This is a genomic window from Synechococcus sp. HJ21-Hayes, from assembly GCF_024345835.1.
GTDB lineage: Bacteria > Cyanobacteriota > Cyanobacteriia > PCC-6307 > Cyanobiaceae > Vulcanococcus.
This window is the reverse complement of record NZ_JAGQBW010000008.1, coordinates 1-26,186: the sequence shown is the minus strand read 5'-3', so window position 1 is coordinate 26,186 and position 26,186 is coordinate 1. Positions and strand designations below refer to the sequence as shown.

Genomic DNA, 26,186 nt, shown 5'->3' with positions numbered 1-26,186 from the left:
GGCTCGCTACGCCGAATGAGGAGGCTACTGGCCCCGGCTCTCCGCGAGCAGTCGCTCCAGTTTCAGCTCCATGTCCTCCACTTCACTGAGCTGGTCGGCGATGGCCTGGGCGGCGAGCCGCAGGGCCTCGAACTGGTCGTCGCCCCAGCGGGCCTCCGCCTTGGCCAGCGCCTGTTCCAGCTTCTCCTGCAGCTGCAGGCGCAGGCCATCAAGCTGTTTGAGGCTCTTGCGGGCTAGTGCCTTGCCCTGTTCCAGGTGTTGGCCATCGAGGTTGATGCCCTTGCGCAGCAGTAGGCGGGCGCCGGTGAGCACTGCCGCCGGCACGAACTGGCCCAAGGCGAGGGCACCGAGGCTGCCGGTGTGGAGCCAGCCCTCCACCTGGGCACTGCGGTGCCGGCCGGTCTTGCACCAGTGGGCGAAGTGCTCGCAGTTGTTGAACAGCAGGTTGTAGTTCTGTTCCCCCAGCCGGCCCATGGCGCGCCTGAGGGTGAGGCCTGGCGCTGAGCAGGGCTCGGCGTAGGTCACCACGCTCACGGGCTCGCCGCGGCTGAAGTCTGAGGTGGAGCTGCGCAGGATCTCGCGGCCCTCGAGGTAGTGGGCCACGCTGCCGTCGCCCAGGTCGATGCCGTGGTGATTGAACAGCCCGTGCTGGCGGGGGACCTGCAGGTGATCAGCGGCGGCCATGGGCCAGGCAGAGGCGTTGGATTGAGGCTCTCGCCGGTGATGTCGCGGTGGCAAGGGCGGCTGCAGGTCGGCAATCCGGACCCCAAGCGGTCAGGCCGATTCCTGCTGCTCCTGCTCCACCAGGCTGGGGTGAGGTACCACCTTCGCCTTGGTGCGTTCTTCCACCAGTTCGCGGGTGATCGTGAAGGCTTTGGTGCTGGTGTCTGAGGGCATGGTGTACATCACATCCAGCATCAGCTCTTCCACGATGCCGCGCAGGGCACGGGCACCGGTCTTGCGGCGGTGGGCTTCAGCGGCGATCGCCTCCACGGCGCCGGGCTCGAACTCCAGACGCACGTCGTCCATGCTGAGCAGCGTCTGGAATTGCTTCACCAGGGCATCGCGTGGCTCGGTGAGGATCGCCTCTAGGGCGTTGGTATCCAGCGGCTCCAGCACCGCATTCACGGGCATGCGGCCGATGAACTCGGGGATGAGGCCGTACTTCACCAGATCGTCGGGCTCTAGGTGGCGCAGCACATGGGCGGCCTGTTGATCCTTGTGGCTGCGGCTGCGACTCCGGCCATCGGCGGGTACAAAGCCGATGGAGTTGCGGCCCATGCGTCGCTGCACCACGTCCTCCAGCCCCACGAAGGCCCCACCGCAGATGAACAGGATCTGGCTGGTGTCGATCTGAATGCAGTCCTGGTAGGGATGCTTGCGGCCCCCCTGGGGCGGCACGTTGGCCACGGTGCCTTCCAGCAGCTTGAGGAGCGCCTGCTGGACGCCCTCGCCGGACACATCGCGGGTGATCGAGGGGTTCTCGCTCTTGCGCGCGATCTTGTCGATCTCGTCGATGTAGATGATGCCGCGCTGGGCCTGGTCCACGTCCAGGTCGGCCTTCTGCAGCAACCGCAGCAGGATGTTCTCCACGTCCTCACCCACATACCCCGCCTCGGTGAGTGTGGTGGCGTCGGCTACGGCAAAGGGCACATCGAGCAGTTCGGCCAGGGTCTGGGCCAGCAGGGTCTTGCCGCAGCCGGTTGGCCCGATCAGCAGGATGTTGCTCTTGTGCAGCCGAGTGGCCGTCTGGCTGGCTTCGCCTGTGCCATCGCCCTGCCAGGCCAGGCGCTTGTAATGGTTGTAGACCGCCACCGACAGCACCTTCTTGGCCTCCTCCTGGCCCACCACCTGGCGATCCAGGTGGGCCTTGATCTCCTGGGGTTTGGGGATCTCGGCGAGGGTTGGTGCGGGCTTGTTGTTCTTCTTGGCTGGCTGCTTGCCCTTGGCTTCCGAGCTCTGGCGCTGGCCCCCACTGGCCGCCTGGCCATCCACCAGCTCTTCGTCGAGGATCTCGTTGCAGAGATCGATGCACTCGTCGCAGATGTAAACGCCAGGGCCGGCGATCAGCTTGCGCACCTGGTCCTGCGACTTGCCGCAGAACGAGCACTTCAGGTGGGCGTCGAACTTGGCCATCGGGCGGAGAAGGGCGGCGAGGGGGCGTCCGGCGAGGGTGGGGCTGTGGGCCCGAAACTCAAGGATCGGCAGGATCCCGCGCTTCGTCAGCCGTCCTTAACGATCAAACCGGTGATCCGTCTTCGACGACCCGGTCAATCAGTCCGTATTGAACCGCTTCCGCCGGGGAAAGGAAGTAGTCGCGGTCGGTGTCTTCGGCGATCTTCTCGAGGGGCTGGCCGGTGTGCTCGGCCATCAGCCCGTTAAGAGTGTCCTTGAGGAACAGGATCTCCTTGGCCTGAATCTCGATGTCTACGGCCTGGCCCTGGGCCCCGCCAAGGGGTTGGTGGATCATGATCCGGGCATTGGGCAGGGCTAAGCGCTTACCCTTGGTACCGCCGGAGAGCAGGAAGGCGCCCATCGAAGCCGCCAGGCCGTAGCAGATGGTCACCACGTCGGGAGCCACCTGCTGCATGGTGTCGTAGATCGCCAGGCCGGAGGTCACCGAGCCGCCTGGGGAGTTGATGTAGATCTGAATATCCTTCTCGGGATCCTCGGCTTCGAGGAACAGCAGCTGGGCCACCATGGCATCGGCCACTTGGTCGTCGATGCCGGTGCCGAGGAAGATGATTCGCTCGCGCAGCAGCCGCGAATAGATGTCGAAGGCCCGTTCGCCCCGGCCAGATTGCTCCACCACCGTGGGCAGCACGCCTGGGGCCGCACTAGGGCTGGCGATTGTGGCCTCGGGGCGTTGGCCCAGCCAGTGGTTCTGGATCGGGTGGGGACGCTGGGCGAGGAGGGGGTTGGCGTCGATCACGCGGCCGGAGCTGTTGGCAGTGAGATCAATCTATGGGGCTCGGACCAGGCCGGTGGTGTGAGCACCGCCCTGGTCCGAGCCCCTCAGCCGCTCAGTCGTCGGCCTTGGCGTCGTCGGCCTTCTCGGTGATGGTGCTGTTGGCTTCCAGCCAGACCAGCAGTTTCTCGCGCATCAGGTCCTCCTGCACGGCGGCCCGCAGGCGCTGGGGATCGATGTTGGCGGTGTCGCTGAAGCCGCGGCTCAGCTCCTTCACTTTGTCGTCGATCTCCTGATCGCTCAGTTCGAGCTTCTCGCTGGCGGCCAGGGCCTTGAGGGCCAGGCTGCGCTTGAGGCGCTCCTCGGCCTCGGGGCGGGAGGTTTCCCGCAGGCTTTGCACCAGCTGGGGGGTGAACAGTTTCTTCACGTCCATGCCTTGCTGCGCCAGTTGGCCGGCGGTCTGCTCCAGCAGCGACATGATTTCCTCCTGTACGAGGGTTTCGGGTAGTTCCACCTCCAGTTGCTCCACCAGGGCAGCCAGCAGGGCGTCGTGGCGGTTGGAGCTGTTGCGGCGCTCGGCCTCATCCTTCAGTCGGGCCTCCAGATCGTCCCGCAGCTCCGCCAGGGTCTGCTTGTCGCTGGCCTGCTGGGCAAACGCGTCATCCAGGGCAGGCAGTTCGCGAGCTTTCAGTTCCGTCAGGCTGATTTCGAAGCTCGCCTTGCGGCCGGCAGCGTCCTCCTGGGGGTACTCCTCGGGGAACTGGCAGGCCACGGTTTTGGAGTCACCCGGCTTCATGCCGAGGATCCCTTCCACGAAGCCGGGGATCATGCGGCCGTCCTCCAGTTCGACTTCCATGGCGTCGGCGCTGCCGCCGCTGATGGCTTCGCCGGTATCCACAAAGGTGCCCTGGAAGCCGATCACTGCCACGTCGCCTTCTGCGGCGGCCCGGCCGTCCACGGGCACGAGGGTGGCCATCTGGCGACGGGATTGGTCGATCAGCTCATCCACGCGGGCGGCATCGAACTCCACCTTCACGGCCTCCGCCTTGAGCCCCTTGGTGCTCTTGAGGCTGGGCGTGGGCTCCACGTCCATTTCCAGGGTGAGGTTCAGCTCTTGGCCGGGTTCAAAGCGCTCCAGCAAGGATTCGAAGCCGCCATCCAGGGCGGGCTGGCCGATGGCGGGAATCTCGGCCTGCTTGAGGGCATCGCGGAACACGCTGTCCACCAGGTCTTCGAGGGCGGTTGCACGGATGCGCACCGGGCCGATCTGTTGCAGCAGCACCGCCCGGGGCACCTTGCCCTTACGGAAGCCGGGCAACTTGATGCTGCGGCTCAGCTTCTCCACTGCCGCGTCATGGCTGGTCTGGGTGCGGCCGGCGGGCACCGAGATCTCCACCGCCATGCGGCTGCCGGGACGGGGGCTGGTGCTGACCTTGAGGTCGGCTCCGGTCTTGGCGGTCGGTGCGGCAGGGCTGGCGGCAGGGCTCATGGAACGGGAAGGCGGGGTATGGCCGAACCGAATCGGCGAGGCAGCCCACGATCCTATGAAGTCACCTGTGACGAGCTCCAACGGCCCCTCGTCAGGACCGTGATGGGTGCGTATTGTTGTCACCAAGAACCACGAGACCAGCTGCGTTTCCCCGAAGCGTCAGCGCGCGATAGCTCTCCCTCTCGTCGACCCCTACAGCTTTTCCATTCACGCCAGCTCTTTTCACGATCACCGGACAGCCTTTCTCCATCGCCTCACCGTTCTGAACGGTTTGCTGTCAGTTCTCTGCTGATCCCTCAGGTCTCTGCTTTGGCCTTCACGGTTCTGCGGTCATGGTCTCGATGGCAGGCCTTTGCCAGCCAGGCTCTTCAGCAGCACACCTGATCTAAGCCGGACTCTCCGGATTTTCCCCTCTTTCGTTCATCTCTCCCTGCTCCCGTTGACCACCGCATCTCCCCATTCCCTGCCCCAGCGCCCCCTCAAGGTGGCCGTTCTCGGCGCCACCGGCGCCGTTGGCCAGGAACTGCTGGCGTTGCTGGCTGAGCGTCAGTTCCCAGTGGGTGAGCTGGTGCTGTTGGCCTCGCCCCGCTCCGCCGGTCAGACCCTGGAGTGGAACGGCCAGACCCTCACAATCCAGCCGGTGAGCGCCGAGGCCTTTGCGGGCGTGGATGTGGTGCTGGCGTCCGCCGGCGGCTCGGTGTCGAAGCAGTGGGCACCCGTGGCCGCGTCCGCTGGGGCTGTGGTGATCGACAACTCCAGCGCCTTCCGCATGGATGCCTCGGTGCCCCTCGTGGTGCCGGAGGTGAATCCCGAGGCGGCCTTCAGCCACAACGGCGTGATCGCCAACCCCAACTGCACCACCATCCTGATGACCCTGGCCCTGGCGCCCCTGGCGGCTCGGCGCCCCCTGCGCCGGGTGGTGGTGAGCACGTATCAGAGCGCCAGCGGTGCCGGTGCCCGGGCCATGGAGGAGCTACGTCAGCTCAGCCAGGCGGTGCTGGATGGCGGTACCCCCCAAAGCAGCGTGTTGCCCCACTCCCTGGCCTTCAACCTGTTCCTGCACAACTCCCCCCTGCAGGACAGCGGCTACTGCGAGGAGGAGCTGAAGATGCTGCATGAGACCCGCAAGATCATGGGGTTGCCCGATCTGCGCGTGTCGGCCACCTGCGTGCGAGTGCCGGTGCTGCGGGCCCACTCCGAAGCCCTCAACATCGAGTTCACGGAGCCCTTCCCCGTGGATGAGGCCCGGGATTTGCTTGCCCGGGCCCCTGGTGTGGAGTTGATCGAGGACTTTGATGCCAATCGCTTCCCTATGCCCACCGATGTGACCGGCCGGGATCCGGTGGCGGTGGGACGGATCCGCCAGGACCTGAGCGAGCCGAATGCCCTCGAGCTCTGGCTCTGCGGTGATCAGATCCGGAAGGGCGCAGCCCTCAACGCCATTCAGATTGCCGAACTGCTTCTGGATCCAGTCCAGGTGCCGGCTACACCTGTTTCGGGGATCACCGCATGACCAGCAGCCCCCTCAGCCCCGGGTCTTTGTCCCCAGCCCCCTTTGGCCGGGTACTCACCGCCATGGTGACCCCCTTCGCCCCTGATGGCTCCGTGGACCTCCCCCTGGCCGCGCGGTTGGCCAGCCATCTGGTGGATCACGGCTCCGATGGCCTGGTGCTGTGCGGCACCACCGGTGAATCGCCCACCCTCAGCTGGCATGAACAGCATCAGCTGTTCTCGGCCGTGAAGGCTGCGGTGGGCAACCGCGCGCAGTTGCTGGCTGGAACCGGCAGTAACTGCACGGCAGAGGCGGTGGAGGCCATTGCCGAGGCTGCCGCCCTCGGCGCCGACGGGGCCTTGGTGGTGGTGCCCTACTACAACAAGCCTCCCCAGGAGGGTTTGGTGGCCCATTTCCGGGCCGTGGCTGCCGCGGCGCCCCAGCTGCCGCTCATGCTCTACAACATTCCCGGCCGAACCGGCTGCAGCCTGTCGGCGGACACCACCGCGCGGCTGATGGATCTGCCCAATGTGGTGAGCTTCAAGGCCGCCAGCGGTACCACCGAGGAGGTGAGCCAGCTGCGGGCTTCCTGCGGTGAGCGCCTGGCCATTTACAGCGGCGACGATGGGCTCACCCTGCCGATGCTGGCCGTGGGTGCCGTGGGCGTGGTGAGTGTGGCCAGCCATGTGGCCGGCGATCAGATCCAGGCCATGGTGCGGGCTTTCCTGGCCGGCGATCTGGCCTCCGCCCTGGCCGTGCACGAGCAGTTGCTGCCGCTGTGCAAGGCCCTGTTCTGCACCACCAATCCCATCCCCGTGAAAGCCGCCCTGGAGCTCAGCGGCTGGCCCGTGGGTGCCCCCCGACTTCCCCTTGTTCCCGCTTCAAACGACGTGCGCGACCGACTCACTTCCGTCCTGGCAGCCCTGCGTCCTACCTGACGCCAAGGCCCACCGCCTCCGCCGCCGAGCGGCCCTGAGGCTTCGTTTCAGTCACATCTCCGTTGTTTTGCCGGCCTGGCCGGCACCTCTTTTCTGAATGACAACCCACCCCATCACCCGCAACGGCTCCACAGCAGCTCAGGCTGGCGCTGCTCCCAAGCAGCCCCACCTGCGGGTGATTCCCCTCGGCGGTCTGCATGAGATCGGCAAGAACACCTGCGTGTTCGAGTACGGCGACGACATCATGCTGGTGGATGCCGGCCTGGCTTTCCCCAGCGATGGCATGCACGGCGTCAACGTGGTGATGCCGGACACCAGCTATCTCAAGGAAAACCAGAAGCGCATCCGCGGGATGATCGTGACCCACGGTCACGAAGATCACATCGGTGGCATTGCCCACCACCTCAAGAACTTCAACATCCCCGTGATTCACGGCCCGCGCCTGGCGCTGGCCATGCTCACCGGAAAGATGGAGGAGGCCGGTGTGATGGATCGCACCATCCTCGAAACTGTCGCCCCCCGCGACGTGGTGAAGGTGGGCCAGCACTTCTCGGTGGAGTTCATCCGCAACACCCACTCGATGGCCGACAGCTTCTCGCTGGCCATCACCACCCCCGTGGGCACGGTGATCTTCACCGGCGACTTCAAGTTCGACCACACGCCCGTGGATGGCGAAACCTTCGACATGGCCCGTCTGGCCCACTACGGCGAGAAGGGAGTGTTGTGTCTGTTCAGCGATTCCACCAACGCTGAAGTGCCGGGCTTCTGCCCCCCCGAGCGCTCGGTGTTCCCCTGCCTGGATCGCCACATCTCCCAGGCGGAAGGCCGGGTGATCATTACCACCTTCGCGAGCTCGATTCACCGGGTGGCGATGATTCTTGAGCTGGCCCTCAAGAACGGCCGCAAGGTGGGCCTGCTGGGCCGCTCCATGCTGAACGTGATCGCTAAGGCCCGAGAGTTGGGCTATATGCGCGCCCCCGATGATCTGTTCGTGCCGATCAAGCAGATCCGGGATCTGCCTGACCGTGAAACCCTGTTGCTGATGACCGGCAGCCAGGGTGAGCCGCTGGCCGCCCTGAGCCGCATCTCCCGCGGCGAGCACCCCCAGGTGCAGGTGAAGAGCACCGACACCATCATTTTCTCGGCTAGCCCGATCCCCGGTAACACCATCTCGGTGGTGAACACCATCGACCGGCTGATGATGCTCGGGGCGAAGGTGGTGTACGGCAAGGGCGAGGGCATCCACGTGTCCGGCCACGGCTTCCAGGAAGACCAGAAGCTGATGCTGGCCCTCACCAGGCCCAAGTTCTTCGTGCCCGTGCACGGTGAGCACCGCATGCTTGTGGCCCACGCCAAGACGGGCCACTCCATGGGGATCCCCGTGGAGAACACCCTGATCATCGACAACGGCGACGTTGTGCAGCTGACCGCCGATTCGATCAGCAAGGGCGATCCGGTGAAGGCGGGCATCGAACTGCTGGATGCTTCCCGCAACGGCATCGTGGATGCCCGGGTGCTCAAGGAGCGCCAGCAGCTGGCGGAAGATGGCGTGATCACCCTGCTGGCAGTGGTGAGCACCGATGGTGTGATGGCCGCGCCGCCTCGGGTGAACCTGCGCGGTGTTGTCACCGCCGCCGATCCGCGCAAGATGAGCCTCTGGGCTGAACGTGAGATCACCTGGGTGCTTGAAAACCGCTGGCAGCAGCTGTCGCGCAACAGCGGCGGCAAGGCCCCCGATGTGGACTGGATGGGCGTCCAGCGGGAGATCGAGGTGGGCCTGCAACGCCGCCTGCGCCGCGAACTGCAGGTGGAGCCCCTGATCATCTGCCTGGTGCAGCCCGCCCCCGGTGGCACCCCCGCCTACAAGGGCCGTGCCGATGCGGAGCCCGACAGCCGTCCGGCTCCCCGCGGCCGCCGTGATGGCAACCGCGAGCGGTCCGAGCGTGCCCCGCAACCCCAGCGGGAGCTGGCTGCGGTGGGTGCCCCGGCACCAGCGTCGGCGGCTGTTGCCGCTCCGGTGGAGGCAGCCCCTGCCCGGCTGGAAGAGCCGGAGATGCCCGCCAACCGCACCCGCCGCCGCCGCTCCACGGCCGCAAGCTGAGCTAGCGCAGCACCACCTTCAGGAGCCCCTTGGCCAGTGCCGCCTCCTCGGCGGGATCGAAGGCCAGGGGGCTTTCTGCTGGCGGCTCCTCGGCCGGCTCACTGGGTTCAGACGGTTCAGAGGGCTCGGCGCTTGGGGCTGGGAGCGGAGCCACGGGTTCCGGTGCAGCGGCCTTCGGTGCCTGGCGCGGTTGCTCCAGCCATGGACTGGCCGCAGTCGCGGCATCCGGGTTGTGGGGCTGAACGGGCTCTGCGGTGGCACCTGGTGCTTGGAGTTGCTCCAGCCAGGGCATGGCTGGGGCAGCGGCTGCCGGTATGGGCTCGGCCATTGCTGCTGGCTCGGCAGTTGGAGCGTTCTGGCAGAGCACCAGGCCCTGCTGGGCCAGTTGGCGGTAGGCCGGGTCGGCAGTGGCGGCGTGAACGGTCTGGTAGTGGTCGGCGGCCCGCTCAGGGGCCCCCAGCCCATAGAGATGGATGTGGCCCATCAGTAGCTGGAGCCGCTCGGTCAGCCCGTCCGCCCGGTCGGTGGGGAGTAGGGGCAGTAGGGCCTCGGCCTGGCGGAGGGCCTCGCTGAACTTCCCTTCGCCGTAGGCCCGCTCGATGTTGATGTACGCCTGATCCTGGGGGCTACTCATGGAGCCGGCTGGGGTGGCTGGTGGTTCTGCAGCCCCTGTTTAGAGCTGGGATGGCTCAACCACAGCTGGTGGCGGTCCCAGTGCAGTGTCTGGCCCTCGGGCAGGGCCCAGAACCCTGAGCCCCGCGTGGGGGCTAACTGCAGCAGCAGGGCCTCCAGTGGCCGTGCGGCGAGGGTGTGCCCGCTGTGCTGCTCCAGCCAGCGATGCAGCAAGCGGCGCTGGTTGGCTGGATGCAGGGCCATCAGGGCGCGACGGTCGAGGCGGTCTGCGGTGCCTGGGTTGGTTGGGGTCAAGGCCCGGAGGCCGAGGTCCGTGAGGTCGTCGCTGGCGTCCTGTTCCGCGGCCAGCCGTTCGCTCAGGGCGCTGATGCGTTGGCTGGCGCCGGGGTGCAGGGCTTCCAGCACCGGCAACACCTCCGCCCGCACCCGGTTGCGACTGAAGCGCGGATTGGCATTGCTGGGATCTGTCCAGAGGGGCAGGCCCCAGCGCTCGCAGATGGCCAGCGTGTCGGCCCGGCTGAGGTCCAACAGGGGCCGCACCAGGGTGATTGTCGAGTCTGCGCTCAGGGGCCGTTGCCGCCGCAAGCTGCCCAGCCCGGCGGCGTGGCTGCCGCGGGCCAGCTGCAACAGCAGGGTTTCGCTGCGGTCGCTGGCGGTGTGGCCGGTGAGCACGTGGCGGCAGCCGATCTGCAGGGCCAGGGCCTCTAGGCGGGCGTAGCGCCAGTGGCGGCCAGCGGCTTCCGTCTGAGGGATGGCGAGGTCGGCCTGGTCCAGGCTGATCGGCAGGCCCTGCTCAAGGGCCCACGCCTGCAGCTCTCGGGCCTGCTTGCCGGCCTCCGGCCTCCAGCCGTGGTTGCCATGCCACAGGTGCAGGCGCCAGTGATGGAGTCGCTGCAGGTCCAGGAGGAGTCGGGCCATGGCCATGGAGTCCTGGCCGCCGGACACGGCCAGTAGTAGCGGACAGCTCGGAGGCAGCAGCGCGGGGTTGTGCAGCAGCAGCTGGTGCAGCCGCGCATGCAGGGGGCTCCAGGGTGGCCGGGGCGCATGGGCGGCCGGGGGCTCGGATGGGAGAATGGGGTTCATATGTGTCATGAGCCGATGTCCCGCCTCCACCGTCTGCCCACCCAGCTGCAGCAGGCGCTGGTGTCGCGCCGTCTGCTCAAGGTGATCGCGGGCCTCACCAACTTTGACGCCGCTTCGGTGGAGCGCATCAGCCGCGCGGCAGGACTTGGCGGCGCGGATGTGATCGATGTGGCCTGTGATCCTGTCTTGGTGGCACTGGCCGCCTCCGTCAGTGGCCTGCCCATCTGCGTGTCGGCGGTGGATCCTGAGCTGTTCCCCGCAGCGGTGGCCGCCGGCGCCGCCATGGTGGAGATCGGCAACTACGACGCCTTCTACCCCCTCGGCCGCATCTTTGATGCCGCGGAAGTGCTCGAGCTCACCCGCCGCACCCGCGAGCTGCTGCCCGAGGTGGCGCTGAGCGTCACCGTGCCCCACGTGCTGCCCCTCGACCAGCAGGAGCAACTGGCGGTGGATCTCCAAGCCGCCGGTGCTGACATCATCCAGACCGAAGGTGGCACCAGCGCCAAGCCCTTCAGCCCCGGCAGCCTGGGCCTGATCGAGAAGGCCGCGCCCACCCTGGCCGCTGCCCACGTCATCAGTCGCGCCGTGGCCCTGCCTGTGTTGTGCGCCTCGGGGCTGTCGGCGGTCACCCTGCCCATGGCCATCGCCGCCGGTGCCGCCGGCGTGGGGGTGGGTTCCGCCGTCAATCGTCTCAACGACGAGCTCGCCATGCTGGCGGTGGTGCGCAGCCTGCGGGAAGCCCTGCCGATCGGCGCAACGATTGCCGTTTGACGCCACTGGCCGTGGTAGCGGCGTGAACCCATGACTACGTTGCGGGGGCTGATCCCTGCCCGTCTCTCATGGGTTCTCTGCTGTGGCTCCTGCAGTGGCCGATTCGGGCCATTGTGCTGTTGATCGTGGCCTGGCTCCCCCTCGGTGTTGAGGTGAGCAGCTTCCCGATCGCCCTGCTGTCTGCCGTGGTCATCGGCTTGCTGGGTACGGTGCTGATCTGGCCGTTGAAGTTGGTGCTGGGCCCTGTGTGGGCTATCACCAGTCTTGGTGGCCTGATCAGCCCGGTGAGCCTGCTGTTCAACTGGATCATCACGGTGGTGCTGTTTGGCCTGGCGGCCTGGCTGATCCAGGGGTTCCGGCTCAAGAACGGTGTGGTGAGCGCGATTCTTGGCGGCGTGGTGTATGCCGTGCTCTCGGCGATCATCCTGCGGCTGCTCGGCCTCGACGTTGACTTCACGCGGGCGGCAGCGCTGGTCACGGCAGCCCCCCTGGCCTGAGTTCGGGCCGCCGGAGTCACAGCGACTCCGGCGGCCCCCGAGAATGGGGGCATGGTTCCTTTCCAGCTCCACGCCCCCTATCAGCCCAAGGGCGACCAGCCCACGGCCATCGCTGGGCTGGTGCAGGGCGTGGAGGGGGGCGAGCGCTATCAGACCCTGCTGGGGGCCACCGGCACCGGCAAGACCTTCACCATCGCCAACGTGATTGCCCAAACCGGGCGACCCGCCTTGGTGCTGGCCCACAACAAGACCTTGGCGGCCCAGCTCTGCAACGAGCTGCGGGAGTTCTTCCCGAACAACGCCGTTGAGTACTTCATCAGCTACTACGATTATTACCAGCCCGAGGCGTATGTGCCCGTCTCGGACACCTACATCGCCAAGACGGCGTCGATCAATGAAGAGATCGACATGCTGCGACACTCCGCGACCCGCTCCCTGTTCGAGCGGCGCGATGTGATCGTTGTGGCCTCGATCAGCTGCATCTATGGCTTGGGGATTCCCTCGGAATACCTCAAAGCGGCGGTGAAATTCCAGGTGGGTGACACCCTCAACCTGCGGGGCTCCCTGAGGGACCTGGTGAACAACCAGTATTCCCGCAACGATCTGGAGATCTCCCGCGGCCGGTTCCGCGTGCGCGGCGATGTGCTGGAGATCGGCCCGGCCTACGAAGATCGGCTGGTGCGCATTGAGCTGTTCGGTGACGAGGTGGAGGCCATCCGCTACGTGGATCCCACCACCGGTGAGATTCTGCAAAGCCTTGACACCATCAACATCTACCCGGCCAAGCACTTCGTGACCCCGAAGGAGCGGCTGGCCGATGCCATTCAGGCCATTCGTGCCGAGCTCAGGGAGCGCCTGGATCTGCTTAACGGTCAGGGCCGCCTGCTGGAGGCCCAGCGCCTGGAGCAGCGCACCACCTACGACATCGAGATGCTCGAGCAGGTGGGCTACTGCAACGGCGTGGAGAACTACGCCCGGCACCTGGCCGGCCGGCCCGCCGGCACACCTCCCGAGTGCCTGATCGACTACTTCCCCAAGGACTGGCTGCTGGTGGTGGACGAGAGCCACGTGACCTGCTCGCAGCTCCAGGCCATGTACAACGGCGATCAGAGCCGCAAGCAGGTGTTGATCGAACACGGCTTCCGGCTGCCGAGTGCGGCTGATAATCGTCCGCTCAAGGGCGAGGAGTTCTGGGAGAAGGCTCAGCAGACGATTTTCGTGAGCGCCACGCCGGGCTCCTGGGAGTTGGCGCAGAGCACTGGCCAGGTGGTGGAGCAGGTGATCCGCCCCACCGGCGTGCTCGATCCGATCGTGGAAGTGCGCCCCACCGATGGCCAGGTGGACGACCTGCTCGGGGAGATCCGCATACGGGCTGAGAAACGCGAGCGGGTGCTGGTGACCACCCTCACCAAGCGTATGGCCGAGGACCTCACCGACTACCTGGCCGAGAACGGGGTGCGGGTGCGCTATTTGCACTCGGAAATTCACTCGATCGAGCGGATTGAGATCATCCAGGACCTCCGAAACGGCGAATATGACGTGCTGGTGGGCGTGAACCTGCTGCGCGAAGGCCTCGACCTGCCGGAGGTGTCGCTGGTGGCGATCCTTGATGCCGATAAGGAAGGGTTCCTGCGGGCGGAGCGCTCTCTGATCCAGACCATCGGTCGGGCCGCCCGCCACATCGAGGGTGTGGCCCTGCTCTATGCCGATAACCTCACCGATTCCATGGCCAAGGCGATCTCGGAAACTGAGCGCCGCCGCGCTATCCAGCACGCCTACAACCAGAAGCACGGCATCACGCCCACCCCGGCGGGCAAGCGGGTGGGCAACTCGATCCTGGCTTTTCTGGAAGTGTCGCGCCGGCTCAGCGACGAGCAGCTGGAGCAGGCCACCGAGCAGGCCGAGCACAACGAAGTGCCACTCGATTCGCTGCCGGAGTTGATTCAGCAGCTCGAGGAGAAGATGAAAACCGCCGCCAAGAACCTGGAATTCGAGGAGGCGGCCAACCTGCGGGACAAGATCAAGACCCTGCGCCAGAAGCTGGTGGGCAAGGTTTGAGCCACCATGGGCCGTATCGCCCTGGTGTGTTGATGCCCTTCCGTTCCCTGTTTTGCACCGCCACCGCCATGGCTGTCACCGCTGGTGCCCTGCCGGTGGGAGCTGTTGAGCAGGTGCAGATCCGCTTCCCGTTTGTGGACGAGAGCTTCAACCTGAAGGTGAGTGAGCTGGCTGATCCCCAGGCCCTTCTCAATGGCAACAGCGATCTGGCGGAACTGGATCGGGCCACGGATGGGGTGATCGGTCGGGGCCTGATCCAGGCGTTCAAAACCCCGCTGCCCATCAGCGGCGGTGTCTTCGATCAAGCCACGGATTCTCCGCTGGTCAATCAGTCGTTGATCGTGCTCTCCTCCATGGGTGCGCTGGAGGGATTGCCCACCAAGACCCTCACGGTGCCCCAGTTGTCGGCTGCCATCAACAAATCGGCTGTGGGCGGGCAGGTGACCCTGTTGTCCCTGCTGCAGGCCCTCCCCGGTGACACCGCCCGGGTGGACCTGGCCCGGATTGTGTTTCTGATGAATCGCAATGCCCGCCAGCGGCAGCGCACCGAGCAGCTGGTGAACAGCCTGCCGGCTGCCAGCAGTGATGCTGGCTTGAGCGGCGTTGGCTCCCTGGCGGTGCAGCGGGGTCAGCTCAGCCTGCCCGTGGCCCATCGCCCTGAGCCCCTGCAGCTGGTGTTGATCCAGCCCACGACCCAGGCCAATGGGCGCCTGGTGGTGATTTCCCATGGGCTCTGGGATGGCCCCGAGAGTTTTGAGGGCTGGGCCAACCACCTGGCCAGCCGCGGTTACACAGTGGCGTTGCCCTTGCACCCTGGCAGCGACAAGGACCAGCAGCACGCCATGTTGAGTGGCGAGGTGCCGCCGCCAAGTCCTTCGGAGCTGCGCCTGCGCCCCCTGGATGTCACGGCAGTGTTGGACGCCGTTCAGGCCAATCGCCTGCAGGGCCTCAATGGGGTCAGCGCTGAGTCCGTGGTGGTGGTAGGCCATTCCTGGGGGGCGATCACGGCCCTGCAGCTGGCGGGGGGCAGGGCCACCGCGGCCAGGCTGCGGCAACGCTGTCCTGACGTGAACGATCCCGATCGCACCTTCAGCTGGCTGCTGCAGTGCACGTTTGAATCGTCCGTGGATCAGGCCGCGGTGAGTGATCCTCGGGTGAAGGCCGTGGTGGCGGTCAGCCCGCCGATAGGTTTGTTATTCGATCCGGCGGCCGCTTCGGCTCTGCAGGCCCGCACCCTGTTGGTGAGCGGCAGCCGCGATTGGGTGGTCCCCCCCGATCCCGAGGCGCTGGTTCCCTTTGCCTCCACCTCCCCGGCCGGCCACCGGCTGGTGCTGGCCAAGGGCGGCGACCATTTCAACCTGCGGGCCCCTGCCAAGCAGGCCGCTGCACCACTCTCGCCGCTGATCCTGGCCTGGGTGAACGGTGCCTATGCCGCCGGTGCCCAGGTGGCGCCGGCCGCGGGGGCCCCCAGCCTGCTCCCCCCCAGCGGTTGGGGCAGTGCCGACATGGTGTTGGTGGATGTGCCCTCCGCCCAGGCCACGTCCCGCTAGGGCGGGGGGCGCCACTTTGGAAGGTCTTTCTGTGGATTTGCCTTCAGCCCCTTGAACTCTGCCTAAGCCTGAGGTAACTCCGATGGCGACTGGTGGGGCTTTACCTGCTGCATCTGCATCTCCACGGCCTGTTTCGCAGCCAAGACCTGGAACTGGGCCGGGATGCCGATACCGGCGGTCAGACCACCTACGTGCATGAACTGGTGCGCAGCCTGGCGGCTCGCCCCGAGGTGGATCGGGTGGAGGTGGTGACGCGCCAGATTCACGACAGGCGGGTCGCGCCCGACTATGGCCAGGCTCGTGAGTCTTTGGGCCCCAACGCCGCCATCCTGCGTTTCCCCTGCGGCCCCCGCCGCTACCTCCGCAAGGAGCAGCTTTGGCCCCATCTCGACGAGCTGGCCGATGCTCTCACCGCCCACATCACCGCGCAGCCACGGTGTCCCGACTGGATCCATGCCCACTACGCCGACGCCGGCTATGTGGGGGCGCTGGTGAGTCAGCGGCTCGGGATTCCCCTGGTGTTTACCGGCCATTCCCTCGGCCGTGAGAAACAGCGCCGCCTGCTGGCCGGTGGCATGGCCCACGATCAGATCGAGCAGCAGTACGCCATCGGTCAGCGCATGGAGGCCGAGGAGCGGGCCCTGGCCCAGAGCTCTCTGGTGGTGACCAGCACCCGCCAAGAGGCGGAGTATCAGTATGCTCGCTACGACCACTTCTGCCCGGACCTAGCCGAGGTGGTGCCGCCTGGGGTGGATGCCCGCCGCTTTCACTCCCACTGGCTGGAGGCCGAAGACCGGGAGGTGCAAGGGCTGATCGCGCCCTTCTTGCGGGACCCCGCACTGCCTCCTTTGCTGGCCATCTGCCGGGCCGAGCGCCGCAAGAACATTCCTGCGCTGTTGGAGGCCTATGGCCGTTCGGCCCTGCTGCGGCAACGCCACAACCTGGTGTTGGTGCTGGGCTGCCGCCACGACCCGCGCCAGATGGAGAAGCAGCAGCGGGATCTGTTCCAGCAGGTGTTTGAACTGGTGGATCGCTTCGATCTCTACGGCCAGGTGGCCTATCCGAAGCAGCACCGCGGTGAGCAGATTCCCGCGGTGTACCGCTGGGCGGCCCGTCGCCAGGGTGTGTTCGTGAATCCCGCCCTCACCGAGCCTTTCGGACTCACGCTGCTGGAGGCCGCGGCCAGTGGCCTGCCGCTGGTGGCCACCGACGACGGCGGCCCTCGCGACATCCTTCAGCGCTGCGGCAATGGCTTGCTGGTGGATGTCACGGATCTCGATCACCTGCAGGAGGCCCTGGAAACGGCGGGGTCCGATCCACAGCAATGGCGCCGCTGGCGTGACAACGGCATCGAGGCGGTGAGCCGCAGCTTCAGCTGGGATGCCCATGTGTATCGCTACCTGGGCCATGCCACCCGCCGCTGCCGAGAGGCCACGCAGCATCTGTTGCCCCAGGTGAGCGCCCAACCGCTGACGCTGCCACGGGCCGAGCGGCTGGTGATGCTGGATCTGGATGGCTGCCTGGAGACCCCCGATGCCGCAGGCCTGGAGCAATTGCGCCAGCGTTTATCGGCGGATCCCGCCAGTGGGGTTGGCATCCTCAGTGGCCGCAGTTTCAAGGCGGCCCAGTTGCGCTATGCCGATCTGCAGCTGCGCGACCCCCAGGTGTGGATCGTGCAGGCCGGTACGGAAATTCGCTATGGCTCTGCCGGTGAACTGGACTACGCCTGGCAGGAGCAGATCGCCCGCGGCTGGTGTCGCCAGGGCGTGGAACAGGTGCTTCGGGAGTTGGAGCCGCGGCTCTGCCTCCAGCCTGAGGCGAATCAGGGCCCCTACAAAGTGAGCTATCTGCTGCAGCCTCCGCCGGAGGGCGTGCTGGAGATGGTGCGCCAGAAGCTGCGCCATCGCCGCCTGGATGCGCGGCCCCATCTGTTCCGCCACTGGTATCTGGATGTGCTGCCGCTGCGGGCCTCAAGGGCGGAGGCCATCCGCCATCTGGCCCTGCGCTGGGCCCTGCCCCTGGAGCGCGTTCTGGTGGTGGCCTCCCAGGGGGATGAGGCCCTGCTGCGGGGCCAGCCCCTGGGTGTGGTGATCGGTGAACGCCAACGCTCTCCGCGGGGGCTGCACCGCCGCCGCACACTGTTTGTCTCGTCCAGTTCCCAGGCCTGGGGCGTTCTGGAGGGGCTGGATCACTTCCGATTTCTACAGCGCTCCGGCGCCGTTCGAGGCTGAGCTCAGATCGGCGGTTCCTGGCTCTTGTAGGACGCGTGATTGGGGTTCAGGTCCGGCATCCAGTAGCTGATGTCGTCGTGCCAGTAGGGCGTTCCCGAGAGACGGCTGGAGGTGAGCTTGGTGGTGCCCATAGCGCTCAGCAGGGTGCCCATGTCCACGGGTGAGAGGTCGGTGCGGATGTCGCTGCCGGCGATCTTCAGCAGCTCGGGGATGCGGGTCACCATGGCGGGGTTCGCCAGTTTGCGGAAGACCTCCGCCAGCACCAGCTTCTGGCGTTCCATTCGGCCGATATCCCCCAGTTCATCGTGGCGGAAGCGCAGGAAGCCCTCGAGCTCCTGGCCTTTGAGCAGCTGGCGGCCGGGGTAGAGGTCGATGTAGAGGCCCTGGCTGTTGTCCACGTAGTACATGCGCTTGGGCACGTCCACCTCCACCCCGCCCAGGGCATTGGCCAGCCGCTGCACCGCCTGCAGATTCACTAGCAGATAGCGATCAACCGGTGCCGCGATCAGCCTGGTGAGCTCCTGCTTCACCATCGCCACATCGCCGCTGCTGTAGAGCGCATTGGCCTTCATCACGCCGTACTTGTTGGACTCGATGAAGGTGTCGCGTGGAATCTGGGTGAGTTCGGTGCGGCCGTCCTTGAGCTGCACGGTGAACATCACGTCGGTGTTGGTGGACACGTTGTCCGTGCCCATCACCACGATCCGGCGATTGCCCATGCCGGCCGGTGTCACCAGGGAGGTGAGCACGCCGCCGGGATGGGGCAGGGCCCCCAGGGCCACCTTCGCCAGCTGGGGTAGCGGGCCGCTCAGGCCATAGCCCAGCCCTATGCCGGCCAGGAATAGGGGCAGGCGGCCGAGGCCGCTGCGTCTGGGGGGGCGCTGGGCCTTGCGTGGCTTGGCGCGCTCCCTCTGGCGGCGGGTTTCCAGATCCGTCACCGTCGCGGCGGTGCGGCCCTGCCGCCGATCGCGGCGGGGGCGGCTGGGGCTGCGGTTCGGCTGGGCTTGGGACATGGCTGGTTTCTATGGGCGCACCATACGGTTCGAAACCCATCAGCACCAGAGGCGTTTGGGCCTCTCTGGCAACCGATTCAGCGCACTGTGATCGCGGCGGCGGCACGATCAGCCCGGCTGCGGGCGTCATCCAGGTCGGCGCCACTGGCCAGGGCCACACCCATGCGCCGGTTTGGGCGGGCATCGGGCTTGCCAAAGAGCAGTACTTCCACATCGGCCTCGGCCAGGGCCTGCTCCAGGCCCTCGAAGTGCACGCTCTCACTGGCGTGCTCCGCCAGAATCACGCGGCTGGCGGCAGGGCCCGTGGAGCGGATTTCGGGAATCGGCAGCCCCAGCACCGCGCGCAGATGCAGCTCGAATTCGCTGAGGTTCTGCCCCACCAGGGTCACCAGCCCGGTGTCGTGGGGCCTGGGCGATAGCTCGGAAAACACCACCTCGCTGCCGCCAGCGGCGGTGGCGCACACAAAGAACTCCACGCCGAACAGGCCGGCACCGCCCAGGTTGTCGGTCACGGCACGGGCCATGGCCTGGGCGGCTGCCAGCTGGTCCCACTCCAGGTGGGCGGGCTGCCAGCTGCACTGGTAATCCCCCCGCTCCTGGATGTGGCCGATGGGCGGACAGAAGAGGGTGGCTCCGGCCCACTGCTTCACCGTGAGCAGGGTGATCTCCTGCTCAAAGCGCAGGAATTCTTCCACGATCACCCGGGCGCCACTGCCGCGGGCACCGGCCATGGCTGCCTCCCAGGCGGCGTTGATCTCAGCGGGGCCCTCCACCACGGATTGGCCCTTGCCCGAGGAGCTCATCACTGGTTTCACCACCACGGGCCAGCCCAGGGGAACGGCCGCGGCGGCTAGCTCCTCGGCGCTGCTGGCATAGGCGTAGCGGGCCGTGCGCAGGCCCAGTTCGCTCGCGGCCAGGTCGCGGATGCGGTCGCGGTTCATGGTCACCGCCGTGGCCCGGGCGGTGGGGATCACGGTGAGGCCCTCCCCCTCGAGATCTGCCAGGGCATCCACGGCTAGGGCTTCAATCTCCGGGATCACCACAGTGGGGCGGTGCTGCCGCACCACCGCCTTGAGGGCTTCGGGATCCGTCATGGCGATCACCTCGGCCACGTCGGCCACCTGCATGGCGGGTGCCCCGGCATAGCGATCCACCGCGATGACGCGGCAGCCAAGCCGCTGGGCGGCGATGGCCACTTCCTTGCCCAGTTCGCCGCTGCCCAGGAGCATCAGGGTGCAGGGGAAGGGGCGTGGAGCCATGGCCGGAGCGCGGAGGCGAGATACTCCCCTGATCCTGCCCCGCCGATCACCCCCGTGCCGTTTCCCTCAGTGCTGGCCTTCTCCACGGCGGGCGATGCCGCCAATGGGCTGCTCAACGGCTGGGATATCGCCACCTTGCAGAAGTGGTCGTTGATCTATCTGGGCCTCTCCTCCCTGGCCTTCGTGGTGGTGTGGGTGGTGGGTTACCTGCGTAAGCCGGGTTGATCGATCAGGGTGAGTTGGCGCACCGGTGATTCCTCATCGATGAACCCGTAGGCCTCGAACACCTCGGCATCGCCGTGGGTGATGTGTTGGCCGTCGCTGTGGCGCTCCAGGGCGAAGCCCTCGGCCGCCATGCGCCGCATCAGGGCTGCCGCCTCCTCAAAGCGCGCGGCCATGGCCTCGAGGCTGGCGCAGTCGGCCGTGAGGCCCGTTTCCTTCCAGGTGAAGTAGGCCATCTCAGGGCAGCAGCACCAGTCCCACCACTACCAGTAGCAAGCTGAGGGCCCAGAAGCCCACCACCACCTGCTGTTCGCTCGCGCCCCCCAGTTCGAAGTGGTGATGTAGCGGGGCCATGCGCAGCACGCGCCGGCCCACGCCGTCCGGGCCCTTGGTGGCTTTGAACACCCACACCTGCACGATCACGGAGAGCGATTCGGCCAGGAACACTCCACCCATGAGCAGCAGGGGCCAGAGGCTGTTGCTGAGCAGGCTCACGCCTGCCAGGGAGGCCCCCATGGCGAGCGAGCCCGTGTCGCCCATGAACATCCGCGCCTTGTGGCGGTTCCAGAGCAGGAAGCCCAGCCAGGTGCCGGCCATGGCTGCGCAGAAGCCGGCCATGGCGGGATCGCCCTCGTGGCCGCGCAGCATCAGCTGCAGCCCCAGGCCGCTGAACCCGATGGCGCCGCAGCCCGCCGCCAGGCCATCGAGGCCATCGCTGAGGTTGGTGGCGTTGCTCTCCGCCAGGAACACGAACAGGCCCAGGGGCCAGATCAACAGGCCGAGGGGCAGCACCCAGCCCAGGGGGAGCGCGATGTCGCCGGGGTGGGCGCCGCCCAGGAGCTGCTGCCAAGCCGCCCAGGCCAGGAACATCCCGGCGGACAGGGCTTGCAGCAGCAACTTGCCACGGGGGCTGAGGCCCGTGTTGTGGCCCCTTGTGAGGCTGCGCCAATCGTCCACGGCGCCGATGGCCATGGTGGCCAAGGTGATGGCCGCCACGGCCAGGAGCCGTGGGTCGCTTGGGCTCACCAGTCCCCCCACGATCACGCCAACCGGTACCGCCAGCAGGCCGCCCATGGTGGGGGTGCCGGCCTTGCTCAGGTGGGCCTGGGGCCCCTCGGCGCGGATCACCTGGCCCAGCTTGAGGTTGCGCAGTTTGGGGTAGCCCCAGCGGCCCAGGCCCGCACTCACCAGGGCGGCCACCAGCAGGGGCACGCTGAGCTGGGGGGCCTGGCTGAGTACATCGCTGGCCAGGGCCACGCCAAACAGCAGGATGCCCAGCAGCAGCGCCAAGGGGCGACTGTTGCTGGGCATCGAGGCCATCAGCGTGGTGATCCGCCCAGGAGGCCGATGGGTGGACGTCTGGACCGGTGCGGGAGAAGCCAAGGGGAGCGGCCGATGGGTCGCGCGTTCGGCCGGACCTTAGGTCGGATCAGTCTTCCCAGTCCTCTTCTGTCTGCTCGTCGGCGGCGTTGTAGTCCTCCTTCTCGCCCATGAGCGCGGAGAGCTCTTCCTCTTCCACGGTGCTCACGTCGGCAGAGGCGGTTTCCTCATCGGCCACCAGGCGGCCGCTGGTTTCGAGCCAGCTCAGCAGGTCGGGCTCTTCGCGCAGGGGCAGCACCGGTGCGGGTTCGCTGCGGCCGTAGCGGGTCAGCGACGGGTTGATGCCGTCGAGGCTGCTGAGGCTGTTGCTGAGGGTGCTCATGTATGGATCTGTTCGGACGGGCCTTGGGCAGAGCGCCTGTGGGAGGGCCCTGTCGGAAACTGGTGGGCTACCCGGCGCTGCAGGGTGTCAATCCATCACCTTAGCTGAGGCTTGTATTGCCCCTGGGTCCCTTGCCTGTTGCCGTGTCACGCAAGCTGCTGCAGCTCGCCCTGCTGTGGGGGGGCGCCCTGGGGCTGAGTGGCCTGCTGGTGTGGTCGGGTCGCCATTGGAGCCAGCCCCTGCTGTACCAGGCCTGGGCCCTGGAGCATCCTGCAGCGCCCGGCTGGTTGGCCCTGGCGCTGGTGTTCCTGCCACCGGCGGGGATGGCCTTGGTGCTGCTGCGTGGCCTGGGGGCTGCAAACCATGACAGGGGAGAATCGTCCGACTGAGCGCATGGAGACGCGTTGATGGGTCGGGCGAAAAAGGCGGTGCTGGCCTATTCCGGCGGTGTGGACACCAGCGTCTGCATCCCTTACCTGATGCAGGAGTGGGGCGTGGAGGAGGTGATCACCTTCGCCGCCGATCTGGGCCAGGGCGATGAATTGGAGCCGATCCGCCAGAAGGCGCTCGATTCAGGGGCCAGCCAGTCGATCGTGGGTGATCTGATTGAGCCCTTCATCACCGAATTCGCCTTCCCGGCAATCCGTGCCAACGCTCTCTACGAGGGCCGCTACCCGCTCAGCACGGCCCTAGCCCGGCCCCTGATCGCCCGCCGCCTGGTGGAGATCGCCCGCGAGGTGGGCGCCGATGCGGTGGCCCACGGCTGCACCGGCAAAGGCAATGACCAGGTGCGTTTCGATGTGGCCATCGGCGCCCTGGCCCCTGACCTCAAGGTGCTCACCCCGGCCCGGGAGTGGGGCATGAGCCGCGAGGAAACGATTGCCTACGGCGAGCGCTGCGGTATTCCCTCGCCCGTGAGCAAGAAGTCGCCCTATTCGATTGACCTCAACCTGCTGGGCCGCTCGATCGAAGCCGGCCCCCTGGAGGATCCCAACGTGGAGCCCCCGGAGGAGATCTATGCCATGACCGTGTCGGTGGATGCGGCTCCGGCGGCGCCCCAGATCGTGGAGATCGGGTTCGAGCAGGGCAATCCCGTGAGCATCGATGGGGAGCGCCTCGATCCCGTGAGCCTGATCCGCAAGGCCAATGCCCTGGCGGGTGGCCACGGTTTCGGCCGTCTCGACATGGTGGAAAACCGGGTCGTGGGCATCAAGAGCCGCGAGATCTACGAGACCCCCGGGCTGCTGCTGCTGATCAAGGCCCACCAGGAGCTGGAGAGCCTCACCCTCGCCGCCGACGTGCAGCGCTACAAGCGCCAGATCGAGGCCAGCTGGGCTGATCTGGTGTATCAGGGCCTCTGGTATGGCCCGCTCAAGGAGGCCCTCGACGGTTTCATCGACCGCACGCAGCAGACCGTGAACGGCACGGTGCGGGTGAAGCTGCACAAGGGCAACGCCACCGTGGTGGGCCGCAGCAGTGCCACCAACAGCCTGTATGTGCCTGATATGGCCACCTACGGCTCCGAGGACCAGTTCGACCACAAGGCGGCCGAGGGGTTCATTTACGTGTGGGGCCTGCCCACCCGCCTCTGGGCGGCGGCACGCCGCGGCTGACAGGGGTCAGGCCACCCGGTCGTTGGGACCCATCAACCGCTGGGTGGCCGCCTGGAGACGGTGGAGCGGTTGCACCGCCGGCAGCGAGGGTTCACCCCTGCTGGCGGCCCCTGTCTCGGTAGGGGGTGAGGGCAGTTGCCGCTGAAGGCGATCCCGCAGCTCGATGTTTTCCTCGGCTAACAGCCGCTGCCGTTCCAGGAAGGGCTGCAGCCGCTGCTCAAATTTGCGCTCGAAGATCTCCGGCAGTTCATCGAGCAGGGCCTGCAGCTCCGCTAGCTGGTGTTGGCTAGCCGCCAGTTCCCGCTGGGCGGCCTCCAGGCTCTGGTGTTCAGCAGGACCCTCAGGGCTCAACGGGCTGGACGGCAACGGGAAGCCCCATCATCGCCAAGCCACAAAAAAACGCCAGGACCAATGGCTCGCATTGGCGTCTGGCGTGGATGGGGTTGGCGTTTTGGCCTCAGGCCTCGACGGTTTCCAGGGCAGCGGCGTCGCTGGTGGCGCTGGGCACGGGACCGCTGCGGGGAGCGGGCACAGGGCCATCCTGCTTGACGGTGAGATAACGGATCACGTCCTCGCTGAGGCGCATGGCGCGCTCGAGGCTGGCCACCTGCTGGCCGTCACCGTTGTGCACCAGCTGCACGTAGATGCCCTCCTTGTGCTTGGCAATGGGATAGGCCAGGCGGCGCTTGCCCCGCATCTGGCAGTCGAGCACCTCGGCGCCGGCTTCAGTCACCAGGTCGCGGTACTTGGCGACATGGGTTTCCACCTCTTCCTCCGGGATGTCCGGACGAAGGATGTACATCGTTTCGTAGTAGGGCTGCTGCGACATGGCTTTCGCGATCCGACGTGGGCGCCGAAGTGGACGGTGGCTGGCGGAACCGGTCTGCGGGAGACCTGCCCGACCAGCGGCGGATTAACCACCTTATCGCGCGGGGGGCACCCTCCCTCAGTAGAGCTGCATCCGCACGGCCTCCGAGAGGCTGGGAATGTCCGCTTCCTTGCCCCGCACGCACTGCACCACGGCAAACACCACCAGCAGCAGTACCCCCAGGAACACGCTGTTGGCCAGGGTGCGCACGGCGAAGTTGCCACCCAGAGGGGCCAGCACGATGTTGAAGGCCAGGGACAGCACCACCAGCACGATGTCCAGGAGGATCGCCTGCAGCACGTTGAAGCGCAGGAAATAGGGCACCCGCTGGTTGCGCACCACGGCCAGGAACAGCACCAGGAAGAGCAGGAACCCGCCGAAGGGCACCGCCTGTTGCAGGAGTACCAGCGGCAGGGCCGGGAGGCTCAGCCATTGCAGGGCCGGAAACAGGTTGGTGAGGGAGCGGCCGAAGGGCAGCCCATCGCTCCAGGGCAGCAGATAGGCCAGCAGGGCCATCAGGCGTTGCCAGGAGGGGATCTCAGCCATGGGGGGCCCGGAATTGGCTCGAGGCTAAGGGGGCTTGTGGGCTGCCGATCACTGGCCGTCGAGGTGCAGCAGCAGGGCCTTGCGCATCGCGTCCACGGGCACGTCCGTCTGCCCGCTCCACAGGCGCAGGGCTGCGGCGCCCTGCTGCACCAGCATCTCCGTGCCATCGATGCTGCGGCAGCCCCGTTGGCTCGCCTGGGCGAGCAGCCGGGTGGGCCGTGGCGTGTAAATAATGTCGTACACCACGGTGTTGGCCTGGAGCGCATCCAGCTCCCCGGCGTCTAGGGGGCAGGCCGCTGCGGCGTCGGGGTTGCTGGCGGAGGCCATGCCCACCGGCGTGGTGTTCACCAGCAGATCGCAGGCGGCAATGGCCTCCGCGAGGCCCGTGCCGTCATGGGTCCAGGGCAGTGGCTGCAGCTGCGGGACCCAGGCCTGGCAATCCTGCTGGAAGGCCGCCAGGGCCTCGGGCCTGCGGCCCGCCAGCGCAATGGAGCTGCAGCCCAGCTCCACCAGGCCCGCTACCACGGCCCGGGCACTGCCGCCGCAGCCCAGCACCACCGCCCGCTGGCCTGGGGCGGTGGTGCCGCGCAGGGGAGCGATGAAGCCCTCCACATCGGTGTTGGTGCCGAACCAGCCGCCCCCAGCCATGGGCACCAGCACATTCACGGCTCCCAGCCGCTCCGCTAGGGGGCTGAGCTCCCGCGTCAGCGCAGCCACGCTGTGCTTGTGGGGGATGGTGACGTTCAGGCCGCGGCAGCCCATGGCCTCCAGGCCCTGCACCACCGTGGCCAGCTGCTCGGCCGGGGCCGGCAGGGCCAGGAACACCCAGTTGAGGCCCATCTGCCGCAGGGCCGCGTTCTGCATCACCGGTGAGAGGGAATGGTGCACGGGATGGCCCAGCACGCCTGCGATGGCTGTGGTTCCCGAGATGCTGAGGGGCGGTGTCACGGCAGCTCCTGTTCGGCAACCACACCTAGCCCCACCACGGGCCTGCTGTTGAGGATGCCTTCAGTTCAGAACCCCCCTTCGGGAGGCAGTCATCCATGGGCAAGGTTGTTGGAATTGACCTTGGCACCACCAACAGTTGCGTGGCAGTCATGGAGGGCGGTAAGCCCACTGTGATCGCCAACGCCGAGGGCTTCCGCACCACGCCCTCAGTGGTGGCCTACACCAAGAATCAGGATCAACTCGTCGGTCAGATCGCCAAGCGCC

At 67.0% G+C, this 26,186-nt stretch carries 27 protein-coding genes; 12 read left to right on the top strand and 15 right to left on the bottom strand.

What is annotated here, in order from left to right:
• Positions 1–24: 24 nt before the first annotated feature.
• From KBZ14_RS07760 to tig, 4 genes are all read right to left on the bottom strand, one after another.
• Entirely contained in the window at positions 25–684 is a 660-nt protein-coding gene (locus KBZ14_RS07760) for a lecithin retinol acyltransferase family protein (RefSeq protein WP_255117753.1), read from the bottom strand.
• Positions 685–774: 90 nt separating this feature from the next.
• Positions 775–2,136: an ATP-dependent protease ATP-binding subunit ClpX gene (clpX, locus tag KBZ14_RS07755; protein WP_255117752.1), complete on the bottom strand. Its 1,362-nt coding sequence runs from the start codon at positions 2,134–2,136 to the stop codon at positions 775–777.
• Positions 2,137–2,239: 103 nt separating this feature from the next.
• Entirely contained in the window at positions 2,240–2,929 is a 690-nt protein-coding gene (gene clpP / locus KBZ14_RS07750) for an ATP-dependent Clp endopeptidase proteolytic subunit ClpP (protein ID WP_399211126.1), read from the bottom strand.
• A 94-nt stretch (positions 2,930–3,023) separates the two neighbouring features.
• The gene (tig, locus tag KBZ14_RS07745) at positions 3,024–4,397 is read right to left on the bottom strand and encodes a trigger factor (protein ID WP_255117751.1); all 1,374 of its coding nucleotides are present in this window, start codon (positions 4,395–4,397) and stop codon (positions 3,024–3,026) included.
• A gap of 439 nt (positions 4,398–4,836) precedes the next feature.
• Between tig and KBZ14_RS07740 the strand changes: the two genes are divergently transcribed.
• The 3 genes from KBZ14_RS07740 (at position 4,837) to KBZ14_RS07730 (ending at position 8,928) form a co-directional block, all read left to right on the top strand.
• Positions 4,837–5,910 carry an aspartate-semialdehyde dehydrogenase gene (locus KBZ14_RS07740; protein ID WP_255117750.1) on the top strand — a complete coding sequence of 358 codons (1,074 nt, stop codon included), beginning with the start codon at positions 4,837–4,839 and terminating at the stop codon, positions 5,908–5,910.
• A complete protein-coding gene (gene dapA / locus KBZ14_RS07735; protein WP_255117748.1) occupies positions 5,907–6,827 on the top strand; it encodes a 4-hydroxy-tetrahydrodipicolinate synthase in 921 nt (306 codons plus the stop codon). The genes KBZ14_RS07740 and dapA overlap by 4 nt, the downstream gene beginning before the upstream one ends.
• A gap of 97 nt (positions 6,828–6,924) precedes the next feature.
• Positions 6,925–8,928 (top strand): ribonuclease J, encoded by a 2,004-nt coding sequence (locus tag KBZ14_RS07730; RefSeq protein WP_255117747.1) that lies wholly within the window; start codon positions 6,925–6,927, stop codon positions 8,926–8,928.
• Between the two features lies 1 nt (position 8,929).
• Here the strand turns inward: KBZ14_RS07730 and KBZ14_RS07725 are convergent, their stop codons facing one another.
• Both KBZ14_RS07725 and tilS read right to left on the bottom strand, forming a co-directional pair.
• On the bottom strand, positions 8,930–9,562 hold the full coding sequence (locus KBZ14_RS07725) for a hypothetical protein (protein WP_255117746.1): 633 nt from the start codon (positions 9,560–9,562) through the stop codon (positions 8,930–8,932).
• Positions 9,559–10,644, bottom strand: a complete 1,086-nt coding sequence (gene tilS, locus KBZ14_RS07720) for a tRNA lysidine(34) synthetase TilS (RefSeq protein WP_255117745.1) — start codon at positions 10,642–10,644, stop codon at positions 9,559–9,561. Before tilS ends, KBZ14_RS07725 begins: the two co-directional genes overlap by 4 nt.
• A 15-nt stretch (positions 10,645–10,659) precedes the next feature.
• On the opposite strand from tilS, the gene KBZ14_RS07715 reads away from it, so the two are divergent.
• From KBZ14_RS07715 to KBZ14_RS07695, 5 genes are all read left to right on the top strand, one after another.
• Positions 10,660–11,415, top strand: coding sequence for a DUF561 domain-containing protein (locus KBZ14_RS07715; RefSeq protein WP_255117744.1), 756 nt, complete (start codon positions 10,660–10,662; stop codon positions 11,413–11,415).
• Positions 11,416–11,483: 68 nt separating this feature from the next.
• Positions 11,484–11,912, top strand: coding sequence for a phage holin family protein (locus tag KBZ14_RS07710; RefSeq protein WP_255117743.1), 429 nt, complete (start codon positions 11,484–11,486; stop codon positions 11,910–11,912).
• A gap of 51 nt (positions 11,913–11,963) precedes the next feature.
• A complete protein-coding gene (uvrB, locus tag KBZ14_RS07705) occupies positions 11,964–13,970 on the top strand; it encodes an excinuclease ABC subunit UvrB (protein ID WP_255117742.1) in 2,007 nt (668 codons plus the stop codon).
• Between the two features lie 32 nt (positions 13,971–14,002).
• Entirely contained in the window at positions 14,003–15,520 is a 1,518-nt protein-coding gene (locus KBZ14_RS07700) for an alpha/beta fold hydrolase (protein ID WP_255117741.1), read from the top strand.
• 92 nt (positions 15,521–15,612) lie between these two features.
• On the top strand, positions 15,613–17,751 hold the full coding sequence (locus KBZ14_RS07695; protein WP_255117740.1) for an HAD family hydrolase: 2,139 nt from the start codon (positions 15,613–15,615) through the stop codon (positions 17,749–17,751).
• Between the two features lie 2 nt (positions 17,752–17,753).
• Here the strand turns inward: KBZ14_RS07695 and KBZ14_RS07690 are convergent, their stop codons facing one another.
• Together KBZ14_RS07690 and purT are read right to left on the bottom strand one after the other, a co-directional pair.
• Positions 17,754–18,764: an LCP family protein gene (locus KBZ14_RS07690; protein WP_255117739.1), complete on the bottom strand. Its 1,011-nt coding sequence runs from the start codon at positions 18,762–18,764 to the stop codon at positions 17,754–17,756.
• Between the two features lie 77 nt (positions 18,765–18,841).
• Complete coding sequence (gene purT / locus KBZ14_RS07685) at positions 18,842–20,023, bottom strand: formate-dependent phosphoribosylglycinamide formyltransferase (protein WP_255117738.1); 1,182 nt, start codon at positions 20,021–20,023, stop codon at positions 18,842–18,844.
• Positions 20,024–20,077: 54 nt separating this feature from the next.
• Between purT and KBZ14_RS07680 the strand changes: the two genes are divergently transcribed.
• Positions 20,078–20,248, top strand: a complete 171-nt coding sequence (locus tag KBZ14_RS07680; RefSeq protein WP_255117736.1) for a cytochrome B6 — start codon at positions 20,078–20,080, stop codon at positions 20,246–20,248.
• Here the strand turns inward: KBZ14_RS07680 and KBZ14_RS07675 are convergent.
• From KBZ14_RS07675 to KBZ14_RS07665, 3 genes are all read right to left on the bottom strand, one after another.
• Positions 20,227–20,481, bottom strand: a complete 255-nt coding sequence (locus tag KBZ14_RS07675; protein WP_255117735.1) for a hypothetical protein — start codon at positions 20,479–20,481, stop codon at positions 20,227–20,229. The two genes, KBZ14_RS07680 and KBZ14_RS07675, sit on opposite strands and share 22 nt — an antisense overlap.
• 1 nt (position 20,482) lies before the next feature.
• Entirely contained in the window at positions 20,483–21,556 is a 1,074-nt protein-coding gene (gene mraY / locus KBZ14_RS07670) for a phospho-N-acetylmuramoyl-pentapeptide-transferase (RefSeq protein WP_255117877.1), read from the bottom strand.
• Between the two features lie 118 nt (positions 21,557–21,674).
• Positions 21,675–21,947: a DUF3134 domain-containing protein gene (locus tag KBZ14_RS07665; RefSeq protein ID WP_255117734.1), complete on the bottom strand. Its 273-nt coding sequence runs from the start codon at positions 21,945–21,947 to the stop codon at positions 21,675–21,677.
• 143 nt (positions 21,948–22,090) lie between these two features.
• On the opposite strand from KBZ14_RS07665, the gene KBZ14_RS07660 reads away from it, so the two are divergent.
• Both KBZ14_RS07660 and KBZ14_RS07655 read left to right on the top strand, forming a co-directional pair.
• On the top strand, positions 22,091–22,336 hold the full coding sequence (locus KBZ14_RS07660) for a hypothetical protein (protein WP_255117733.1): 246 nt from the start codon (positions 22,091–22,093) through the stop codon (positions 22,334–22,336).
• Between the two features lie 18 nt (positions 22,337–22,354).
• Positions 22,355–23,560, top strand: coding sequence for an argininosuccinate synthase (locus tag KBZ14_RS07655; protein ID WP_255117732.1), 1,206 nt, complete (start codon positions 22,355–22,357; stop codon positions 23,558–23,560).
• Positions 23,561–23,566: 6 nt separating this feature from the next.
• On the opposite strand, the gene KBZ14_RS07650 is transcribed toward KBZ14_RS07655, so the two are convergent.
• From KBZ14_RS07650 to KBZ14_RS07635, 4 genes are all read right to left on the bottom strand, one after another.
• Positions 23,567–23,878, bottom strand: a complete 312-nt coding sequence (locus tag KBZ14_RS07650; RefSeq protein ID WP_399211363.1) for a hypothetical protein — start codon at positions 23,876–23,878, stop codon at positions 23,567–23,569.
• 139 nt (positions 23,879–24,017) lie between these two features.
• Positions 24,018–24,389, bottom strand: coding sequence for a 30S ribosomal protein S6 (gene rpsF / locus KBZ14_RS07645; protein WP_255117730.1), 372 nt, complete (start codon positions 24,387–24,389; stop codon positions 24,018–24,020).
• Between the two features lie 117 nt (positions 24,390–24,506).
• Positions 24,507–24,974 carry a Tic20 family protein gene (locus tag KBZ14_RS07640; protein ID WP_255117729.1) on the bottom strand — a complete coding sequence of 156 codons (468 nt, stop codon included), beginning with the start codon at positions 24,972–24,974 and terminating at the stop codon, positions 24,507–24,509.
• Between the two features lie 48 nt (positions 24,975–25,022).
• Complete coding sequence (locus KBZ14_RS07635) at positions 25,023–25,922, bottom strand: shikimate dehydrogenase (RefSeq protein ID WP_255117728.1); 900 nt, start codon at positions 25,920–25,922, stop codon at positions 25,023–25,025.
• A 95-nt stretch (positions 25,923–26,017) separates the two neighbouring features.
• On the opposite strand from KBZ14_RS07635, the gene KBZ14_RS07630 reads away from it, so the two are divergent.
• The coding region (locus KBZ14_RS07630) for an Hsp70 family protein (protein WP_255117876.1) at positions 26,018–26,186 on the top strand (169 nt) is incomplete at its 3' end.

What these genes read in the sequence shown, in the direction of transcription:
- KBZ14_RS07760 (WP_255117753.1), bottom strand. Translation starts at nt 684, where the DNA reads ATGGCCGCCGCTGATCACCTGCAGGTCCCCCGCCAGCACGGGCTGTTC.
- clpX (WP_255117752.1), bottom strand. Translation starts at nt 2,136, where the DNA reads ATGGCCAAGTTCGACGCCCACCTGAAGTGCTCGTTCTGCGGCAAGTCG.
- tig (WP_255117751.1), bottom strand. Translation starts at nt 4,397, where the DNA reads ATGAGCCCTGCCGCCAGCCCTGCCGCACCGACCGCCAAGACCGGAGCC.
- dapA (WP_255117748.1), top strand. Translation starts at nt 5,907, where the DNA reads ATGACCAGCAGCCCCCTCAGCCCCGGGTCTTTGTCCCCAGCCCCCTTT.
- KBZ14_RS07730 (WP_255117747.1), top strand. Translation starts at nt 6,925, where the DNA reads ATGACAACCCACCCCATCACCCGCAACGGCTCCACAGCAGCTCAGGCT.
- KBZ14_RS07725 (WP_255117746.1), bottom strand. Translation starts at nt 9,562, where the DNA reads ATGAGTAGCCCCCAGGATCAGGCGTACATCAACATCGAGCGGGCCTAC.
- tilS (WP_255117745.1), bottom strand. Translation starts at nt 10,644, where the DNA reads ATGAACCCCATTCTCCCATCCGAGCCCCCGGCCGCCCATGCGCCCCGG.
- KBZ14_RS07715 (WP_255117744.1), top strand. Translation starts at nt 10,660, where the DNA reads ATGTCCCGCCTCCACCGTCTGCCCACCCAGCTGCAGCAGGCGCTGGTG.
- KBZ14_RS07710 (WP_255117743.1), top strand. Translation starts at nt 11,484, where the DNA reads ATGGGTTCTCTGCTGTGGCTCCTGCAGTGGCCGATTCGGGCCATTGTG.
- uvrB (WP_255117742.1), top strand. Translation starts at nt 11,964, where the DNA reads ATGGTTCCTTTCCAGCTCCACGCCCCCTATCAGCCCAAGGGCGACCAG.
- KBZ14_RS07700 (WP_255117741.1), top strand. Translation starts at nt 14,003, where the DNA reads ATGCCCTTCCGTTCCCTGTTTTGCACCGCCACCGCCATGGCTGTCACC.
- KBZ14_RS07690 (WP_255117739.1), bottom strand. Translation starts at nt 18,764, where the DNA reads ATGTCCCAAGCCCAGCCGAACCGCAGCCCCAGCCGCCCCCGCCGCGAT.
- purT (WP_255117738.1), bottom strand. Translation starts at nt 20,023, where the DNA reads ATGGCTCCACGCCCCTTCCCCTGCACCCTGATGCTCCTGGGCAGCGGC.
- KBZ14_RS07675 (WP_255117735.1), bottom strand. Translation starts at nt 20,481, where the DNA reads ATGGCCTACTTCACCTGGAAGGAAACGGGCCTCACGGCCGACTGCGCC.
- mraY (WP_255117877.1), bottom strand. Translation starts at nt 21,556, where the DNA reads ATGCCCAGCAACAGTCGCCCCTTGGCGCTGCTGCTGGGCATCCTGCTG.
- KBZ14_RS07665 (WP_255117734.1), bottom strand. Translation starts at nt 21,947, where the DNA reads ATGAGCACCCTCAGCAACAGCCTCAGCAGCCTCGACGGCATCAACCCG.
- KBZ14_RS07655 (WP_255117732.1), top strand. Translation starts at nt 22,355, where the DNA reads ATGGGTCGGGCGAAAAAGGCGGTGCTGGCCTATTCCGGCGGTGTGGAC.
- rpsF (WP_255117730.1), bottom strand. Translation starts at nt 24,389, where the DNA reads ATGTCGCAGCAGCCCTACTACGAAACGATGTACATCCTTCGTCCGGAC.
- KBZ14_RS07640 (WP_255117729.1), bottom strand. Translation starts at nt 24,974, where the DNA reads ATGGCTGAGATCCCCTCCTGGCAACGCCTGATGGCCCTGCTGGCCTAT.